This is a genomic window from Roseicyclus sp. (assembly GCF_965662675.1).
Taxonomy (GTDB): Bacteria; Pseudomonadota; Alphaproteobacteria; order Rhodobacterales; family Rhodobacteraceae; genus Roseicyclus.
On record NZ_CBFIIK010000051.1, the window covers coordinates 1 to 17,034 of the forward strand.

Here is a 17,034-nt window from a genome sequence, read left to right on the forward strand (position 1 = left end):
TGAAGTGATGTTCGGTCACAATGCGTATGAGTTACAACTATCTCTCCCTCTAAGGTATGGGCAAGCTCCGCCATGACATCCTTGAACGTTGGTGCGCTCAGGACTTCATTTTCAGTAATTCCGTGGATTCTCGAATTGATTGGACTAAATTGATCAAGTGGATTTATAAGTGAATACCATTCTGAGACCACTGTATCTTTTTCAAAAACAGCCATTCCAATAGAACAAATAGATGCCAAGCTGCTATTTGCCGTTTCAACATCTAGCGCGATAAATTTCATACTGCTACCACTCATACACTTATGCTGAATATTTGATCCCTTTGCGGTCGCTAGCTTTTGCAAAGTTGATCTAAATCACCCTACCTCACCCAAACACCCCCTCAAACTCCCGCCATTCCCCCTTGCTCATCCCGCTCGTCTCCTGCGTCACCGCCTCGCCCGCCAGACGCCGCCGCAAGACCTCGATCCCCTTGGCCGACAGCGACACGCCGCCCATCCGGTAATCGGCGAAGGCCGCATAGGCGATCGGCACCCAATCGGCGACCAGCTGGCTCATCAACTCGGCATAAACCCGGATCTCGTATTGCGCATGCGCGTCCGCCCTGAGCCGCAGGAAGTGGAACAAATTGTGCAGATCCACCTTCCAATACCATTGCGTATAGACATTGGCGGGCAGGTTCATCCGCGCCAATTCCCGCGCCAAGCCCTGCTGCCCGTCCTGTGACAGCATCGTCTCGTAATTGTCATAGGCGCGGTCGGCATCAGCCTTGAGCATCTCCAGCACCTTTGCTGCCTCCGCCCCCTCCAGCACGGCGCCCCGGCCTTGGTTGTTGACCGTCGATTGCGCCGCCAGATGCTCGGGCGCGGGGATGTAGAATTCCCGGTCGAGGATCGAATAGCGCGCCGAATACTCGTTCACATTCGCCGTGCGGTGCCTGATCCACTGGCGCGCCACGAAGACGGGCAGCTTGACGTGGAACTTGACCTCGCACATCTCGAAAGGTGTCGAATGCCAATGCCGCATCAGGTAGCGGATCAACCCCTCGTCATTGCTGACATGCTTGGTCCCCGCCCCATAGCTGACGCGCGCGGCCTGCACGATGGCGCTGTCGTCGCCCATATAGTCGATGACGCGGACAAAGCCGTGATCCAGCACCGGATGGGCGGTGTAGAGATGGCGCTCCATCCCCTCGCTCACCGCGCGCAGCGTGGGGCGCGGATTGGCGCGGGCGGCATCGATTTCGGCTTGGGCCTCGGGGCTGAGCGGCATGGGCGGCTCCTTCATCAGCGTGAACTATCGGGCGAACCCCAACATATTGCATCACCAAGCACCCAAACCGCAAGATAAAGGGGCCATCTTGGGGCGCATTTACCCACAAGAAATTTACCCCCGTCAGGGGCTGCGCAAGCCCGCGCCCTGCGCTAGCTTGTTGGATGACACAGCAAGGACGGCAAAAATGGCGATGAAATACCTCCACACGATGGTCAGGGTAAAGGATCTGGAGGCAGCGATGGCCTTCTATGAACTGCTCGGCCTGCGCCAGACCCGGCGCAATGATTACGAACAGGGCCGTTTTTCGCTGATCTTCATGGCCGCGCCCGGCGACGAGGCCTGCCCGGTCGAGTTGACCTATAATTGGGACGGGGATGAGGGGCTACCTTCCGACAGCCGCCATTTCGGCCATCTCGCCTATGCGGTGGATGATATCTACGCCACCTGCCAGCATTTGATGGACAATGGCGTCACCATCAACCGCCCGCCGCGCGACGGGCGCATGGCCTTCGTGCGCTCACCCGACAATATCTCGATCGAGCTGCTGCAAGCGGGCGACCCGCTCCCCCCCGCCGAGCCTTGGGCCTCGATGGGCAATACGGGTCACTGGTGATCCGCGCGGCGGCCCTTGGATTATCCCTCTGGGCCGCCCCGCTCGCAGCCCAGGAACCCTGCCGCCTCGCGCTGCAACTGGGTTTCGACATCTCGGCCTCCGTGGATGCGGCCGAGTATTTCCAACAGCGTGACGGGATCGCGGCCGCCCTTCTCGCGCCCGAGATCATCTCGGCCTTCCTCGACGGCCCCGGCCCTGTCGCCGTCTCGATCTTCGAGTGGTCGGGCCGCTTCCAGCAACATATCGTCGTCGATTGGACGCTGGTCACAAGCCAGGCCGATCTCGTTGCCATGGCCGAACGCGTCATGGCCCAACAACGCGCATCCGTCGATTTCCCCACCGCCATCGGCTACGCGCTGGGATTTGCCGCCCAACGCTTCGCGGCGGCACCCGATTGCCTGTTTCGTACAATCGACATCTCGGGGGATGGGGCGAATAATGACGGGTTCCCCCCCGGTGCGGCCTATGCCCATTTCGATTTCGCGGGTGTCACCGTGAACGGCTTGGCCATCGGCGGCGCCTCGATCAATATCCTCGACTATTTCCACGAACAGGTCATCCACGGCCCCGGTGCCTTCGTCGAATACGCAACCGGCCATGATGATTTCGCCGCAGCCTTCCGCCGCAAGCTGGAGCGTGAATTGCGGGTGATGATCTTGGGCGGCCTTGCCTTGCCGACAGGTCAACTGCCGCTGTGATCACGCGCCATCTTTGCTTGAAAAATACTCCCGCCGGAGGCTGCCGCCAAAGCCACGACTACGGGCCTCAGACCGGAAGCACCGCCAGACCCACACGCCGCCCTTCCGACAGCAGCACATTATAGGTACGGCACGCCGCAGGGCTCGCCGCGATCTCCACGCCGATACCCGCCCCCTCCAGCGCGCGGCGCAGAGCGGCGGGGATGGGCGCGATCTCGGCCCCCGTCCCGATGAAGAGGACATCGATCACATCTGCCGCCGCGATCAGCCGCGCGTCATCGCCGTAGCCTTCCCATCCGAACACGCCCGTGGGCAAGATGATCACCGCTCCCGTCACCACCTCGCCGCCCACGCGGAAAAATCCCGGCCCATAGCCATCGACCGGACGGCTATCATCGAATGTGACCTCGTTCAGGCGCATCGGCTTTCCCTCTCTCTCATGTCCAGATCGGCAAGCCGACCAAAGCTGCGACCGCGATGATACCATAGGCCACCCGACGATACAGACTTTCGGCGGCTGGGTCGAAGATGGCCTGCCCGATCCAGTTGCCCAGCGCATAGGGCAGCATCAACACCACCCCCAACCAGATCGCCGCAGGCGACAAAAGCCCCTGCAACCACAAATGCCCCAGCAACAGCCCCGAACACAGCGTCAGGAAAACCAGCGTATTGGCCCGCGTCACTTGCGCGGGCGCGCCTGCCCCAAGGTTGAACAAGATCACCACTGGCCCCGTGACCCCCGTGGCCCCGCCGATCAGCCCCGTGGTGGCCCCAACCAACAACCGCGCGGCTGGCCGGGGCCTTGGCGCCATCCGCCATCCTGCGATCAACACCGCCAATGTGGCCAGCACCACGACCGACACCACAAGCCGGATCGACGCCCCATCCCAGACCCGCAAGGCCCAGATCCCCAAGGGAAAGCCCAGCATCGTGCCCAAAAGCATCTGCCCCAGCCCCGGCTTGTCAGTCGCCGCCCATGCGCGCGGCACCACCGTCACCAGCGCGATCAAGGCGGTCAGCGCGAAGGCGGCGACCGCCATAGCGGGCGGCACCAAGGCAACCGAGATCGGCATGAATACAAGCGCCGCCCCGAAGCCTGCGAAGCCATAGACCGCCCCTGAAACCAAAGCCCCGGCACAAAGCCAAGGCAGCGCCGGCAAGCTCAGTGCCGCCGCAAGCCCTTCAAGCATCGATGTTGGAGAATTGCGTTCCCGACTTCTGATCGGGCTTGGACCAGTCACGCTTGACCCCGATCATCAAGACCACGTTCTTGGCGACATAAATCGAGGAATAGGTGCCCACGATCACGCCCCAGAAAATCGCGAAGACGAACCCCCGGATCACATCGCCACCCAAGACGAGCAGCGCCAAAAGCGCGATCAAGGTCGTGCCCGATGTCATCAAGGTGCGCGAGAGCGTCTCATTGGCCGAGAGGTTCATCACATCCTGCAGGGGGCGCGATTTATACTTGATCAGGTTTTCGCGCAGCCGGTCGAAGATCACCACCGTGTCGTTGATCGAATAGCCGATGATCGTCAAAAGCGCCGCGATCGTGGCCAGATCGAACCGGATTTGCAGCAAGCTGAAAATCCCGATGGTCAAGATCACATCATGGATCAAGGCCGCGACCGCACCAACAGAAAACTGCCACTCAAACCGCAGCCAGATATAGACCAAGATCGCCGCAAGCGAGGCCAGCACGGCGATGATCGCGGTCTGGATCAATTCGCCCGAGACCTTGGGTCCGACGGATTCGACCGAAGGGAATGTGATATCGGGGACTACGGCGATCAGCGCCGCCTCGACGGCGGCGATGATCGCCGGCGTCACGGCCTCGGCCCCTTCTTGCGCCTGAATACGGATCATCGCCACGTTTTGATCCGCCCCGAAGGTCGGATCGAAGACTTGCGTGATCGAGACATCGCCAAGCGCCAGCGGCGCCAAGGCGTCGCGGTAAAGCCCCACATCGACCGCAACCGCGCTTTGCGTGCGGATGGTCGTGCCACCCAGGAAATCGATCCCGAAATTCAGCCCCATCGCCAGCCAGATGCCGATCGACAGCACCATGGCCACCACAGACCCGCCAAAGGTCAGCCGGGCATATTTGAAGAAATCGATATTGGTCTCTTGGGGAACCAGCCTCAGGCGCATGTCTCAGACCTCGATTGTCTTTGGGCGACGGCGGTCGAACCATGTCACGATCAACAAACGCGTGACATAGATCGCCGTGAACACCGATGTGATGATCCCGATCCCCAGCGTGATGGAAAAGCCCCGTACAGGCCCCGATCCCAGCGCAAACAAGATCACCGCAATGATGAAAGTCGTCAGGTTGGCGTCGATAATCGCCGAAAGCGCGCGGGAATAGCCAAGCTCGATGGCGCGCGCCGGCCCCTTGGCGGTGCGCAACTCTTCGCGGATGCGCTCAAAAACCAGCACATTGGCATCGACCGCCATCCCGATGGTCAAGACGATCCCCGCGATACCCGGCAGCGTCAGCGTCGCGCCGATCACGCTCAGAACGCCGAAGATCAGCCCGACATTGAGCAAAAGCGCGATCGCGGCAAATACCCCGAACAGCCCGTAGCTCAACACCATGAAGACCAGCACGGCGGCGAATGCGACCAGCGCGGCAATCTCGCCCGCCGCGATACTATCGGCCCCAAGCTCTGGGCCAATGGTGCGCTCTTCCAAGAACACCATCTCGGCCGGCAGCGCGCCCGCGCGCAGTAGCACGGCCAGCTCGGTCGACTCCTCGACCGTGAAATTGCCCGTGATCTGCCCCGACCCGCCGGTGATCGCCTGCCGGATGACGGGGGCGGAAATCACCTCCTCATCCAGCACGATGGCGAAAGGCGCGCCGACATTGGCGGCCGTGTAATTGCCGAAATCCCGCGCCCCCGACGGGTTGAAGCGGAAGGTCACCGCCGGTTGCCCGCTTTGCTGGTCAAAGGCGGGCTGGCTGTCGACCAGATCATCGCCAGTGACGACCGGGCTTTGCTCGAGGATGTAGAACACTCCCTCTTCGTCCATCGACGGCAACAGGATCTGGCGCGCATCGACGCTCGCCGTCCCGTCGGACGTGCGCCCCACAACGGGGTGAAAGGTCAGCCGCGCCGTGGTGCCGATCAGATCCTTCAACTCCTGCGCCGAACCGATGCCCGGCACTTGGATCAGGATACGATCCGCCCCCTGACGCTGGATCGTCGGCTCACGCGTGCCCGCCTCATCGACACGGCGGCGCACGATCTCGACCGATTGCTGCATGGTGCGGTCATCGGTGGCCTGACGTTCTGCATCCGACAAGGTGACGATCACCAGATCATTCTCGCCCCGCACCTCCAGCGTCGGAGCGCCAACGCCCGTCAGGCTGACAACAGGCGTGGCCAGCGTGCGCACGGCCGCGACGGCCGCCGCGATCCCCTCGGGCTGGCTGATGCGCACATGCAACTCACCCATCGGCGCGTCTTGCCGCCGGATCGTGCCGACCTCATCGCGCGCATCGCGCAGCGCATCGCGCACCTCGGGCCACAGCCCGTCCATCCGCGCCTCGTAGACATCGGCCAATTGCACCTCGGCCAACAGATGCGCGCCACCCCGCAGATCGAGGCCCAGATTGACCAGCGTCGCGGGCAGGGCATCGGGCCAAAGCGCGCGATCGGCGGCCAAGGCATCGGTCACCGCCCCGGTCTGTTCGATCACCGCGACGGCGTCATTGTGGCGCTCGACCCGCTCGTAGAACAGGTTGGGCATGGCGAAAGACAACCCTGCCAGCACCACCGCAATGATCATCAACCGATTCCAGAGCGGGATCTGCAACATCTCTCAAGGCCCTTTCAGCCGGACCGCCGCCCAAAGGGCCGCGGCTTATTCGCGGATCATTCCTTGGCGGGCTCGGTCTTGGAACGGACCTGCGCGATCGTCGGGCGTACGACGCGCACCTTCACACCATCGGACAACTCGACCTCGACCTCGGCCTCGTCTTTGACCTTGGTGATCTTGCCGATCAAACCACCCTGCGTGACGATCTCATCACCCCGACGCAGCGCGGCCACCATGGCCTGATGCTCTTTCACCTTCTTTTGCTGCGGACGGATCAGCAAGAAATACATGATCACGAAGATCAAGATCAACGGAACGAACTGGGCGAAAGCATCCATGTCTCTCGTGGTCCTCTCTGGCGTGGTTGCCGGGGACACCATGGCCCCCGCTCGAAAGTCGGCGCACCCTACTTAGCCCCTCGAACGATGGCAAGGCGCGCACAAGGTCACATGGTCCGTCACATGGGAAAGACCGGCCATCGCCGCAAGAGGGGTCCGTCGCCATGGCGTCACCCCGTGACACCCGTGGACGAAACTGCTGGCGCACTACCATCAAATGCACAGAACCACCCCAAACCCCCAACTTCCGTGCGAAATTCGTGTAACGACGGGATCACTACAGGATCACGACAGGATCACGACAGCGCCGCAGGCCCCTTTCCCCGCGCCCGCCCCTCTGGCATACCCGGCCCAAACGCGCCAAGACCCGAGGCCCCAGATGCACGATATCCGCGCCATTCGCGACACCCCCGCAGCCTTCGACGCAGGCCTTGCCCGCCGGGGTTTGCCCCCGCAATCGACAGCGATCCTTGCGCTGGACGAGGCGCGCCGCGCCTGCATCCTCGCGGCCGAAACAGCCCAGGCCGATCGCAACGCCGCCTCCAAGGATGTCGGTGCCGCCAAGGCCCGTGGCGATGATGCCGAGTTCGAACGCCTCCGCGCGTTAGTCGCTGAAAAGAAAGACGAAATCGCTAGACTCGAGGATGAGGCAAAGCAAAAAGACGACGCCCTTCGCGACCTTCTGGCGACCATCCCGAACTTGCCCGCAGAAGATGTGCCCGATGGCGCGGATGAGGCCGCCAATGTCGAGATCAACCGCTGGGGCAAACCGCGCGCCTTCGATTTCCAGCCCCGCGAACATTTCGACATCGCAGGCGTCAAGCCCGGCCTCGATTTCGAGACCGCCGCCAAGCTCTCGGGCGCGCGTTTCGTCGTCATGCAAGGCGCCATCGCCCGCCTGCACCGCGCACTCGCCCAGTTTATGCTGGATATTCATACAGTTGAGAACGGCCTGACCGAAGTCAACGGCCCCGTCCTCGTTCGCCCCGAGACGATGTTCGGCACCGGTCAATTGCCCAAATTCGGCGAAGACAGCTACGAAACCACCAATGGTTGGTGGCTGATCCCCACCTCCGAAGTCACGCTCACCAACATCGCCGCAGGCGAGATCGTCGAAGAGGCGAGCCTGCCCAAACGCTACACCGCCCATTCGCTCTGCTTCCGCTCCGAGGCCGGATCGGCAGGTCGCGACACGGCCGGAATGTTGCGCCAGCATCAGTTCGAAAAGGTCGAAATGGTCTCGATCACCCATCCCGACCACTCCGACGCGGAACAGAAACGCATGCTACGCTGCGCCGAAGGTATCCTCGAACGCCTTGAAGTCCCCTACAGAACCATCGTGCTTTGCACCGGAGACATGGGCTTCGGCGCGCGCCGCACCTATGATATCGAGGCGTGGCTGCCCGGCCAGAACTGCTACCGCGAGATCAGCTCAGTCTCGACCTGCGGCGATTTTCAGGCGCGCCGGATGAACGCCCGCTTCCGGCCCACAGGCGGCGGCAAGCCGGAATTCGTCCATACGCTCAACGGCTCGGGCCTTGCCGTGGGGCGCTGCCTGATCGCGGTTCTGGAAAACGGCCAGCAGGCCGATGGCGCGGTCCTTATCCCCGCGGCCCTTCATCCCTATATGGGCGGCAAGACGGCCATCACCCCCGAGGGACATCTTGCCTGATCTCGAAAACCCCGACGATCCGAAGGACAACGCCAAACTCAAGGCCGTGCTGGTTCTGGTGGCCACCATCGCCTTCGTTCTCTCGCCGTTTCTGTCGCAGCCCTTCACGGGCTTCGACCCGGCGCAGATGCCCATCCCGGTCACGCGTCCCCCGATCCAACCTGCGGGCTACGCCTTTTCGATCTGGGGCGTGATCTATCTCTGGCTGCTCGCCGCGGCGGGCTTTGGCTTGATGCGGCGCGACACCGCCCCCGATTGGGACCGCGCGCGCTGGCCGCTTTTCGCCAGCCTCGCCATCGGCGCAGGATGGATCGCGGTCGCGCTGACCGCCCCGGTCATGGCCACGATCCTGATCTGGGCGATGCTGGCGGGTGCGCTTTGGGCGTTGTTTTACGCCCCCGCCCGCGACATTGGATGGTTCCAGCTGCCTGTCGGGCTTTACGCGGGCTGGCTGACGGCGGCCTCTTGCGTGGCACTTGGCACAGTGGCGATGGGCTACGGGCTGGGCAGTGAAATGGCGATCAGCTGGCTCATGCTGCTCGTCGCGCTGCTCATGGCCTTGGCGCTGACACGGCGCCTGCGCATCGTCAGCTACCCCATCGCGGTGGCATGGGCCCTCGTGGGTGTCCTCGCCGCAAACGGCCTCACGCCCTTCGGCGCCGCCGCGGCTCTGGGCGCATTGGCCCTTCTTGGCCTCGCATTGCGACAAACACGCGGCTGAGCGCTTCTTCGTTTCATAAATATCCCGGGGGAGTCCCGGAACGGGACGGGGGCAGCGCCCCCAGAGGATCATCACGCCCGCGCGCTTGCCGTGGCATTTCCCAACCGTTAGACCAATTGCAGACAGCCTCGCATCGGAGAGTTCATGCGCATCCTTCTGACCAATGATGACGGCATCAACGCCCCCGGCCTGAAGGTGCTCGAGGCCATCGCCGCCGAGATCGCGGGCCCCAAGGGCGAGGTCTGGACGGTCGCACCCGCTTTCGAGCAATCGGGCGTCGGGCATTGCATCTCATATGTCCACCCCACGATGATCGCCGAGCTTGGCCCCCGCCGCTTCGCCGCCGAAGGCTCGCCCGCCGATTGCGTACTGGCGGGGCTTTACGATGTGCTGGTGGACAATCCCCCCGATCTGGTGCTTTCGGGCGTGAACCGGGGCAACAACGCCGCCGAGAACGTGCTTTACTCCGGCACCATCGGGGGCGCGATGGAAGCGGCGTTGCAAGGCCTGCCCGCCATCGCGCTCTCGCAATATTACGGGCCGCGCAACATCACGCTGGAAAGCGGGTTCGAGGCGGCAAGCCAGCACGGCGCGGGCGTGATCCGCAAGCTCTTGGACAACGGTCATTGGGACGAAACCGATTACCGGGTCTTCTACAATGTGAACTTCCCGCCCCTGCCAGCCACCGAGGTGAAGGGCACGCGCGTCACCGCCCAAGGCTATCGCCGCGAAACGCGCTTCGGCATCGAGGCGCAGATCGCCCCCAACGGCCGCCGTTTCCTTTGGATCAAGGGTGGGCGGCAGGATTTGCCTACAGCCCCCGGCACCGATGCGCATGCCAATCTCGACGGTTACATCTCGGTCACGCCGATGCGGGTCGATCTGACAGCCCATGACCGTCTCGAAAGCCTGAGGACCGCGCTGGAATGACGCCCGACGACGCCACGCGCAAAATGCAATTCCTGTTCCAGCTGCGCTCCAAGGGCGTGACGGATGCGCGCGTGCTGAAGGCGATGGAGGTGACCGATCGGGGCGCCTTCGTCAAAGGGCATTTCGCCGATCGCGCCTATGATGACATGCCGCTGCCCATCGCCTCGGGCCAAACGATCAGCCAACCCTCGGTGGTGGGGCTGATGACCCAAGCACTTGGGGTGCAGCCGCGTGATACCGTCTTGGAAATCGGGACGGGCTCGGGCTATCAGGCGGCGATCTTGGGCCAGCTTGCCCGCCGTGTCTACACGATCGACCGCCATCGCACGCTCACGCGCGAGGCCGAGGCCCGCTTCACGGCGCTGCGGCTGAGCAATATCACCGTTCTGACGGGCGATGGCTCTTTCGGTCTGCCAGATCAGGGGCCGTTTGACCGCATCCTCGTGACCGCCGCCGCCGAAGATCCGCCAGGCCCGCTTTTGCAGCAACTCAAACCCGGCGGGGTGATGGTCGTGCCTGTCGGTCAGTCCGACACAGTTCAAAGCCTGATCAAGGTCACGCGCCGTACCGATGGGGCAGGCTTTGATTATGAAGAGCTGATGCCGGTGCGTTTCGTGCCCCTGATGGATGGGCTGCCGCGCGATTAGGGCCGCAATTCGCCGCGGATCAGCCGCGGGGCTTTATCCCGCACATGTTTTCGATGTAGAAAGGGCGCACAGCCAAGATCCCGACGAACGGGACCGGATGCTTTTTGTGACAGGCCGTGATCTGGCCACACGTATTGAGGAAGACCCGAGCGATGCGCCGCGCCACCCTGATTGCCATCGGCCTGACCCTGCCGCTTCTGGCGGGCTGTGTGCCTGCGGATTTCGATTTCGACATGCGCCCCGAGCGGATCTCGACCCGCGGCGCGGGCGAGGCGGCACCACGCCCCGCACCCGATGCCAACGGGCTGATCACCTATGACAGCTACCAGATGGTCGTTGCCCGCCGCGGCGATACCGTGGCCGATGTGGCCGCGCGGATCGGCATGCAGCCCGAGGAACTGGCCCGTTTCAATGGACGCAGCGCCACCGACCTTTTGCGCCCGGACGAGGTTCTGGCCCTGCCACGGCGCGTCAATCCGGGTGCACCCACCGCGACGGGCACCGATATCACGGCCATCGCCTCAAGTGCGATCGCCGCTGCCGAGGCGCGCGCGCCTGCAGGCGCGACACGCACCAACAGCCTTGCCGTGCAGCCCGGACAAGAACCGATCCGCCACCGCATCGCGCGCGGTGAAACCGCCTATTCCATCGCCCGGCTCTACAATGTCTCGGTGCGCAGCTTGGCCGAATGGAACGGCCTTGGCCCTGATCTCGCAGTGCGCGAGGGGCAATATCTGATCATCCCCATTGTGCTGGAGAACAGCGCATCGGCCGCGCCGGTTGCCACGGTCGCGCCGGGTGCAAGCGTCGCGCCGCTGCCGCCATCGGCGGCAACACCGCTTCCCGAACCGATTGCTGCGGCGGTACCGCCCCAGCAAGCAAGTGCTGCACCCGCACCCGCAGCCACACCGGCACCCACCGCACAGCCCGCACCCGCCGCACAGCCCACTAACAGCGCGCGTTTCGCCCAGCCCGTTGCGGGCGACATCATCCGCCCCTATGGCCGTGGCAATGAGGGGATCGACATCGGCGCGCCCAGCGGCACGGCCGTGCGCGCCGCGGGCGACGGCGAGGTCGCAGCGATTACCCAAGACACTGACCAGATCCCGATTTTGGTTGTGCGCCATCCCGATGGGCTGATGACGATCTATGCCAATATCTCCAATATCAGCGTCGCACGCGGTGACCGTGTCACAAGGGGCCAACAGCTGGCCGAGGTCGGCGCGGGCAGCCCATCCTTCCTGCATTTCGAGGTGCGCCGCGGCTTCGATGCGGTCGACCCGACGGAATTCCTGCCCTGATCACAGATAGGGGCGTGGATCGCGGCCTTGGCACTGTGCCGGTACAGGCCGCATGCGCCCAGCCCTCTCCAAGACGGAGCCCTTGATGAACGCCGCTTGGATCGCGGGCTTTGCCCTGTCCTTTAGCTTGATCCTCGCGATCGGGGCGCAAAACGCCTTCGTGCTGCGTCAGGGTTTGATGCGGGCGCATGTCGGTGCGGTGGTGGCGATCTGCTGCCTGTCCGAGGCGATCTTGATCTTTGCCGGTGTCGCGGGTTTTGGCGCGCTGTCGGAAATGGCGCCTTGGATGATCACGGCGATGCGCTGGGGCGGGGCGGCGTTCTTGGTCCTATACGGGCTGCGCAGCCTGCATGGGGCATGGACCGCCGCGGACGCGCTCGAGACCGGCGGGGCGGCAAGGGGCACGCTGCGTGCCGCCATCGGCACCGCGCTGGTGCTGACATGGGCCAATCCGCATGTCTATCTCGACACTGTTGGGCTGATCGGCGCGGTGGCGGCGACCTATGGGCCGGGGCGGTGGATGTTCGGGACCGGCGCGCTTTCGGCGTCGGTTCTTTTCTTCGCGCTTTTGGGCTACGGGGCGCGCGGTTTGGCCCCGATCTTCGCCCGGCCCAAGGCTTGGCGTATCTTGGATGGGGTGGTTGGGGCGACGATGTTGCTGCTGGCGCTCAAGCTCATCTTCACCGCTTGAGCCGCTGGACAGGGACGCCGCCCTGCGTCATGTCATGGCCATGGCCCCGCCTGCCCCTGATCGCACCCCCACTGACAGCTTGACGCCCGCCGCGCGGCCGCTTGTCGGCGTAGCATGGATGATCTTGACGGGCTTGTGCTTCGTTGCGGTCACCGCAAGCGTGAAAATGGTGGGCAACGAGGTGCCAGCCGCGCAATCGGCCTTTTTGCGCTATGCGCTGGGACTTGTCTTCCTGATCCCGATGTGGCCCGCGGTGCGCGCGGCAAGGCTCGAGAGGCGCACATGGGGCCTTTTCGGTCTGCGCGGCGCGTTTCACGCCATTGCGGTGATCTTGTGGTTCTATTCCATGACCCGCATTCCCATCGCGGATGTGACCGCGCTTAATTACCTCAACCCGATCTACGTCATGATCTTGGCGGTATTGTTTCTGGGCGAACGCTTGGGGCCGTGGCGGATCGGGGCGGTGGTGACGGCCTTTGTCGGCACGCTGATCATCGTGCGCCCCGGCTTTCGCGAGATCGATATCGGCCATATCGCGATGCTGTTCACCGCGATGGCGATGGCGGCCAGTTATTTCATGGCGAAATTCCTCAGCGGCAAGGCCAAGCCGCAGGTGGTTGTCTTCATGCTCTCGATCATCGTGCCCGTGATCTTGCTGCCCTTTGCGGTCGCAGTCTGGGTGCCTGTGGGGTGGGACGTCTTGGGATGGTTGTTCGTGACCGCAAGCCTTGCCACGGCGGGCCACTATACCATGACGCTTGCATTCACTGCAGCGCCGCTGACAGTGACGCAACCGGTCACATTCTTGCAGCTGATCTGGGCCAGCGCACTGGGTGTGTTGGTCTTCGGCGAACCGGCCGATGCCTATGTGATGCTGGGCGGTGCGCTGATCATCGTGGCGATCAGTATCGTCACATGGCGCGAGGCGCGGCGCAAAGCCCCGCCCTTGCCACCGAGCGATACGCCCGTCGCGTGAAAACCACTTTTCGTTTCGCCTGCAAATTGTGCATATGCGCACGGCGTCGCCCAAGCCGACACCAATATCACGCGTAACCGCGCGTTGGGAGGCAGCAGTGCTTGCCGTATCGCCCTCACGATTGTCGAGTAAGGGGGCGGAGGAACGGCATGACCTTGGAAGCAGTGATTTTCAGCGGCATCGGCACATTGGCAGAGGTTGCCGAGCTTGACCGCGCGGCGTGGAACGCAGCCTTTCGCACGCATGGCATAGATTGGAACTGGTCCTGGGATGTCTATGCAGACTTGATGCGGCATGGCGGCGATCGCCAGCTGGCCGCGCGCTACGGTGCGCATCTGGGCCAGCTGGTGGATGCGGAAAGCTTGGACCGTACCCATCAGCGGCAATTCGCGACCATGTTGGCAGGTGGCGTGCCCTTGCGCCCCGGAGTGGCGCGGGTGATGAACTGGGCGGCGCGCGGTGGGGTGAAGCTGGCGCTGGTCAGCCGTTCGGAAATGGAACCCGTGCGCGCACTTTTGAAAGCCACCGCACGTGAACGCGGCGGCGTGGCTTTCGATGTCGCGATCTTGCGGGAAGATGCAAGTCACATGGCCCCCCACCCGGCCGGGATGGTCGCCGCGATCACCAAGCTGGGTATCGGGCAGGGACGCGCCGTTGCCGTGGTCGACACCATATTGACCCGCGACGCGGCGCATGGGGCGGGCCTGCCCTATGTGGGCTTCCCCGGACGATTGGCCGACAACGATGCGGATGTGTTCAACGCAACCGGCATGGCCCATGCGCTCAGCCCCGAGGCGCTGACCTCGGCATGGCGCGGCATCAGGAACCAAGCGGCCGAATAGCCAACCGGCGCATCGCCACTTGATCTGGCGCAAAGCGCCACTCGCATCACCCTTTAAGCTCGTCCCGACAAAGACTGACATGAAAGGGGCGCAGATGTCACATACACCGCATGAATTGGCCGAGGATTTTCCCGGCGCGGGCGCGCAGATCCACGCGCTGAAGCTGACCAATCCGCATTTCGCGAAGCTGGTCGAAAGCTATCACGACCTCAACCGATCTGTGCATCGTGCCGAGACGGGTCTCGAACCGGTCGATGATTTCACCGCCCAGAAGATGCGCAAAGAGCGGATGGTGCTGAAAGACGAGATCGCGGGCATGCTGGCCAAAGCCGGATAGGATGGCGCGATCGGCGGGGGCGCTGCCCCCGTCCCGTTCCGGGACTCCCCCGGGATATTTTTGAAACGAAGAAGCGGCCTCTAGTGGACTTGCGCGTCTTGGTTACCGCCTTCGAGACGGGTTTGGAAACGCTCGAAGAATTGATCGGCCATCTTCTGGGCGAAGCTATCGACAAGGCGCGAGCCAAGCTGCGCGATCTTGCCGCCGACCTTGGCGCTGACATCATAGGTCAGCACGGTGCCGCCACCTTCGGCGTCGCTGAGATGGACTTGTGCGGCACCCTTGGCAAAGCCGGCCACACCGCCTTTGCCCTCGCCTGCAATCGTATAGCTTTCGCCCGCGACGATGTCGGACAAGCTGACCTCACCGCGAAAAGTCGCTTTGACCGGGCCGACCTTTTGGGTGACTGTGGCGGCAAAACCCTCTTCAGGGGAGCCGGTCAGGCTTTCACAGCCGGGAATGCAGGCCTTCAAGGTCTCGGCATCGTTGAGTGCGGCCCAAACGGTCATCCGATCGGCACCGATAATGCGGCTTGCATGCATTTCCATCGGCGTATCCTTTCCAACTTGTTTCGCATCAGCAGTAGGGGTGCAAAAGGCGTCGCGTCAACGCTTGATCTCATAGGGCAGTGTGCCGCGCCGATTGGGATCAACGACCAATTGTCGCTCGAGCGGCGGCACGGCACGCTGGTGACATTGGGCGCGCTCGCAGATTCTGCACGAGATGCCGATGGGCTGGAATTCCATATCCCTGTCCAGATCGAGGCCATCGGCATAGACCAGATCGGCGGCGTGTTTCACCTCGCAGCCCAGCGAAATGGCGAAGCGGCGCTGGGGCGTGCCCCATGCGCCCCCCGATTTCGACACATCGCGCGCCATGATCACATAGCGCACCCCGTCGGGGGTTTCGGCCAGTTGCCGCAGGAAGCGGGTCGGCGTCTCGAAGGCCTGATGCACGTTCCACAAGGGGCAGGCGCCGCCGAAGCGGGCGAATTGCAGCCGGGTCGCGGAATGGCGCTTGGTCACCGTTCCCGCCTGATCGACGCGGGCGAAGAAAAAGGGGATGCCCTTGGCACCGGGGCGCTGGAGTGTTGAGAGGCGATGGGCCACCTGTTCGATCGAGGCACCGAACTGGATCGAAAGGCGTTCGAGGTCATGGCGCGTTTCGCGCGCGGCGTTGGCAAAGCGGGTATAGGGCATCAAGACCGCGCCCGCGAAGTAATTGGCCATGCCGATGCGCGCGATCTCGCGGCTGGTGTCGGATTGAAAGCGGGCGAGGTCCAACGTCGCCTCGATCAGCTGGGCTTGGCCCAGAAGCGCATATTGGTGCAGCAGTTGAAAGCGCTGCGTTTCGGGGGCTGCGCGGGGGCTGAGCGTCAGGATACGGGTGCTGGGATCATAGGCGCGGACGCCTTGGCCGGGCTCGAGCCGAAGTACCACACCCATCGCAGCCAGCACCTCTTGGGTATGGGCGGCCAAATCGCCCGCGGCTTTTTCGGCGAAACGCTCGGCGGCGCGATCGACGGCATCGATGTAGTTGTCGCAATAGTGGAAGAAATCGCGCACCTCCTCCCATGGTGAGGGAGCGGCGAGACGATCTTGGCCCAACGCCTCGTCAAGCGAAGCCAGCCGCTCATGGGTCTGGCGGTAGGCGCGGTGCAGATCGAGAAAGGCGCGCGCTAGCGCCGGGGCGTTGGAGGCAGCCAGCCGCAGATCGACCAGTGCCGGGGCGCTGTCGGCAAAGATGGGATCGGCCAGCGCCTCGCGCATATCCGAAACCAGCCGCTCGGCATCGCCCGCGCGCAATTCGGTGACATCGACGCCGAATTCCTGTGCCAGCCCCAGCACCACCGCGGTCGAGACTGGGCGGTTGTTGTTCTCCATCTGGTTGAGATAGGGCAAGGACACGGCAAGCTTGGCCGCGAAATCCTTTTGCGTCAGCCCAAGGCGCGTGCGGATCTCGCGTAGCTTGGCGCCGGCATAAAGCTTGGCTGGGGACATGCGGCCTCCGGAAAAGTTTGCAACAAGATTTCTATAGTTTGCAAAATTTTTCGCAAGCCTCAGCGCGCCAAATACTGGTCGCGCTTGATCGTGTAGATGATCGCGACCACCGCCAGAAGCGAGGCGATCAGCATGATGAAGAGCAGCGGATAGGCGCCATTGCCCCCTTCG

20 protein-coding genes are annotated in these 17,034 nt (G+C 63.3%); 11 read left to right on the top strand and 9 right to left on the bottom strand.

The genetic code is table 11. The annotated features are described in order from the left end of the window. Together ACTG4J_RS09130 and thyX are read right to left on the bottom strand one after the other, a co-directional pair. A partial coding sequence (locus ACTG4J_RS09130) for an exonuclease domain-containing protein (RefSeq protein WP_439138892.1) occupies positions 1 to 281 on the bottom strand: 281 nt, incomplete at its 3' end. An 85-nt stretch (positions 282 to 366) separates the two neighbouring features. Then, a complete protein-coding gene (gene thyX / locus ACTG4J_RS09135) occupies positions 367 to 1,272 on the bottom strand; it encodes an FAD-dependent thymidylate synthase (protein WP_439138894.1) in 906 nt (301 codons plus the stop codon). Between the two features lie 187 nt (positions 1,273 to 1,459). Between thyX and ACTG4J_RS09140 the strand changes: the two genes are divergently transcribed. Both ACTG4J_RS09140 and ACTG4J_RS09145 read left to right on the top strand, forming a co-directional pair. Then, positions 1,460 to 1,888 carry a VOC family protein gene (locus tag ACTG4J_RS09140; RefSeq protein ID WP_439138896.1) on the top strand — a complete coding sequence of 143 codons (429 nt, stop codon included), beginning with the start codon at positions 1,460 to 1,462 and terminating at the stop codon, positions 1,886 to 1,888. Continuing rightward, positions 1,855 to 2,586, top strand: a complete 732-nt coding sequence (locus ACTG4J_RS09145; protein WP_439138898.1) for a DUF1194 domain-containing protein — start codon at positions 1,855 to 1,857, stop codon at positions 2,584 to 2,586. The genes ACTG4J_RS09140 and ACTG4J_RS09145 overlap by 34 nt, the downstream gene beginning before the upstream one ends. 67 nt (positions 2,587 to 2,653) lie before the next feature. Here the strand turns inward: ACTG4J_RS09145 and ACTG4J_RS09150 are convergent, their stop codons facing one another. The 5 genes from ACTG4J_RS09150 to yajC are packed head-to-tail and all read right to left on the bottom strand — an operon-like array spanning position 2,654 to position 6,746. Beyond that, the gene (locus tag ACTG4J_RS09150) at positions 2,654 to 3,007 is read right to left on the bottom strand and encodes an Mth938-like domain-containing protein (protein WP_439138900.1); all 354 of its coding nucleotides are present in this window, start codon (positions 3,005 to 3,007) and stop codon (positions 2,654 to 2,656) included. 16 nt (positions 3,008 to 3,023) lie between these two features. Beyond that, complete coding sequence (locus ACTG4J_RS09155; protein WP_439138901.1) at positions 3,024 to 3,776, bottom strand: sulfite exporter TauE/SafE family protein; 753 nt, start codon at positions 3,774 to 3,776, stop codon at positions 3,024 to 3,026. Next, positions 3,769 to 4,737 (bottom strand): protein translocase subunit SecF, encoded by a 969-nt coding sequence (gene secF, locus ACTG4J_RS09160; RefSeq protein ID WP_439138902.1) that lies wholly within the window; start codon positions 4,735 to 4,737, stop codon positions 3,769 to 3,771. Before secF ends, ACTG4J_RS09155 begins: the two co-directional genes overlap by 8 nt. Before the next feature lie 3 nt (positions 4,738 to 4,740). Further along, positions 4,741 to 6,408 (bottom strand): protein translocase subunit SecD, encoded by a 1,668-nt coding sequence (gene secD / locus ACTG4J_RS09165; RefSeq protein WP_439138903.1) that lies wholly within the window; start codon positions 6,406 to 6,408, stop codon positions 4,741 to 4,743. A gap of 56 nt (positions 6,409 to 6,464) precedes the next feature. Continuing rightward, positions 6,465 to 6,746 (bottom strand): preprotein translocase subunit YajC, encoded by a 282-nt coding sequence (gene yajC, locus ACTG4J_RS09170; protein ID WP_439138905.1) that lies wholly within the window; start codon positions 6,744 to 6,746, stop codon positions 6,465 to 6,467. A gap of 379 nt (positions 6,747 to 7,125) precedes the next feature. On the opposite strand from yajC, the gene serS reads away from it, so the two are divergent. The 9 genes from serS to ACTG4J_RS09215 all read left to right on the top strand — a co-directional run bounded on the left by serS (position 7,126) and on the right by ACTG4J_RS09215 (position 14,863). Beyond that, positions 7,126 to 8,418, top strand: a complete 1,293-nt coding sequence (serS, locus tag ACTG4J_RS09175; RefSeq protein WP_439138907.1) for a serine--tRNA ligase — start codon at positions 7,126 to 7,128, stop codon at positions 8,416 to 8,418. Beyond that, positions 8,411 to 9,139, top strand: coding sequence for a hypothetical protein (locus ACTG4J_RS09180; RefSeq protein ID WP_439138909.1), 729 nt, complete (start codon positions 8,411 to 8,413; stop codon positions 9,137 to 9,139). Before serS ends, ACTG4J_RS09180 begins: the two co-directional genes overlap by 8 nt. Before the next feature lie 144 nt (positions 9,140 to 9,283). Continuing rightward, the gene (gene surE, locus ACTG4J_RS09185) at positions 9,284 to 10,069 is read left to right on the top strand and encodes a 5'/3'-nucleotidase SurE (RefSeq protein WP_439138910.1); all 786 of its coding nucleotides are present in this window, start codon (positions 9,284 to 9,286) and stop codon (positions 10,067 to 10,069) included. After that, positions 10,066 to 10,716 (top strand): protein-L-isoaspartate(D-aspartate) O-methyltransferase, encoded by a 651-nt coding sequence (locus ACTG4J_RS09190; RefSeq protein WP_439138912.1) that lies wholly within the window; start codon positions 10,066 to 10,068, stop codon positions 10,714 to 10,716. The genes surE and ACTG4J_RS09190 overlap by 4 nt, the downstream gene beginning before the upstream one ends. A 152-nt stretch (positions 10,717 to 10,868) precedes the next feature. Beyond that, positions 10,869 to 12,017 (top strand): peptidoglycan DD-metalloendopeptidase family protein, encoded by a 1,149-nt coding sequence (locus tag ACTG4J_RS09195; protein ID WP_439138914.1) that lies wholly within the window; start codon positions 10,869 to 10,871, stop codon positions 12,015 to 12,017. An 85-nt stretch (positions 12,018 to 12,102) separates the two neighbouring features. Further along, positions 12,103 to 12,708, top strand: a complete 606-nt coding sequence (locus tag ACTG4J_RS09200; RefSeq protein ID WP_439138915.1) for a LysE/ArgO family amino acid transporter — start codon at positions 12,103 to 12,105, stop codon at positions 12,706 to 12,708. 34 nt (positions 12,709 to 12,742) lie between these two features. Continuing rightward, the gene (locus ACTG4J_RS09205; protein WP_439138917.1) at positions 12,743 to 13,684 is read left to right on the top strand and encodes a DMT family transporter; all 942 of its coding nucleotides are present in this window, start codon (positions 12,743 to 12,745) and stop codon (positions 13,682 to 13,684) included. Between the two features lie 149 nt (positions 13,685 to 13,833). Beyond that, on the top strand, positions 13,834 to 14,526 hold the full coding sequence (locus ACTG4J_RS09210) for an HAD family hydrolase (RefSeq protein WP_439138918.1): 693 nt from the start codon (positions 13,834 to 13,836) through the stop codon (positions 14,524 to 14,526). A gap of 94 nt (positions 14,527 to 14,620) precedes the next feature. After that, a complete protein-coding gene (locus ACTG4J_RS09215; RefSeq protein WP_439138920.1) occupies positions 14,621 to 14,863 on the top strand; it encodes a YdcH family protein in 243 nt (80 codons plus the stop codon). Positions 14,864 to 14,943: 80 nt separating this feature from the next. Here ACTG4J_RS09215 and ACTG4J_RS09220 read toward each other — a convergent pair whose 3' ends face one another. Both ACTG4J_RS09220 and ACTG4J_RS09225 read right to left on the bottom strand, forming a co-directional pair. Then, complete coding sequence (locus ACTG4J_RS09220) at positions 14,944 to 15,411, bottom strand: CoxG family protein (protein ID WP_439138922.1); 468 nt, start codon at positions 15,409 to 15,411, stop codon at positions 14,944 to 14,946. 57 nt (positions 15,412 to 15,468) lie between these two features. Continuing rightward, on the bottom strand, positions 15,469 to 16,863 hold the full coding sequence (locus tag ACTG4J_RS09225; protein ID WP_439138924.1) for a helix-turn-helix domain-containing protein: 1,395 nt from the start codon (positions 16,861 to 16,863) through the stop codon (positions 15,469 to 15,471). Between the last annotated feature and the right edge of the window lie 171 nt (positions 16,864 to 17,034).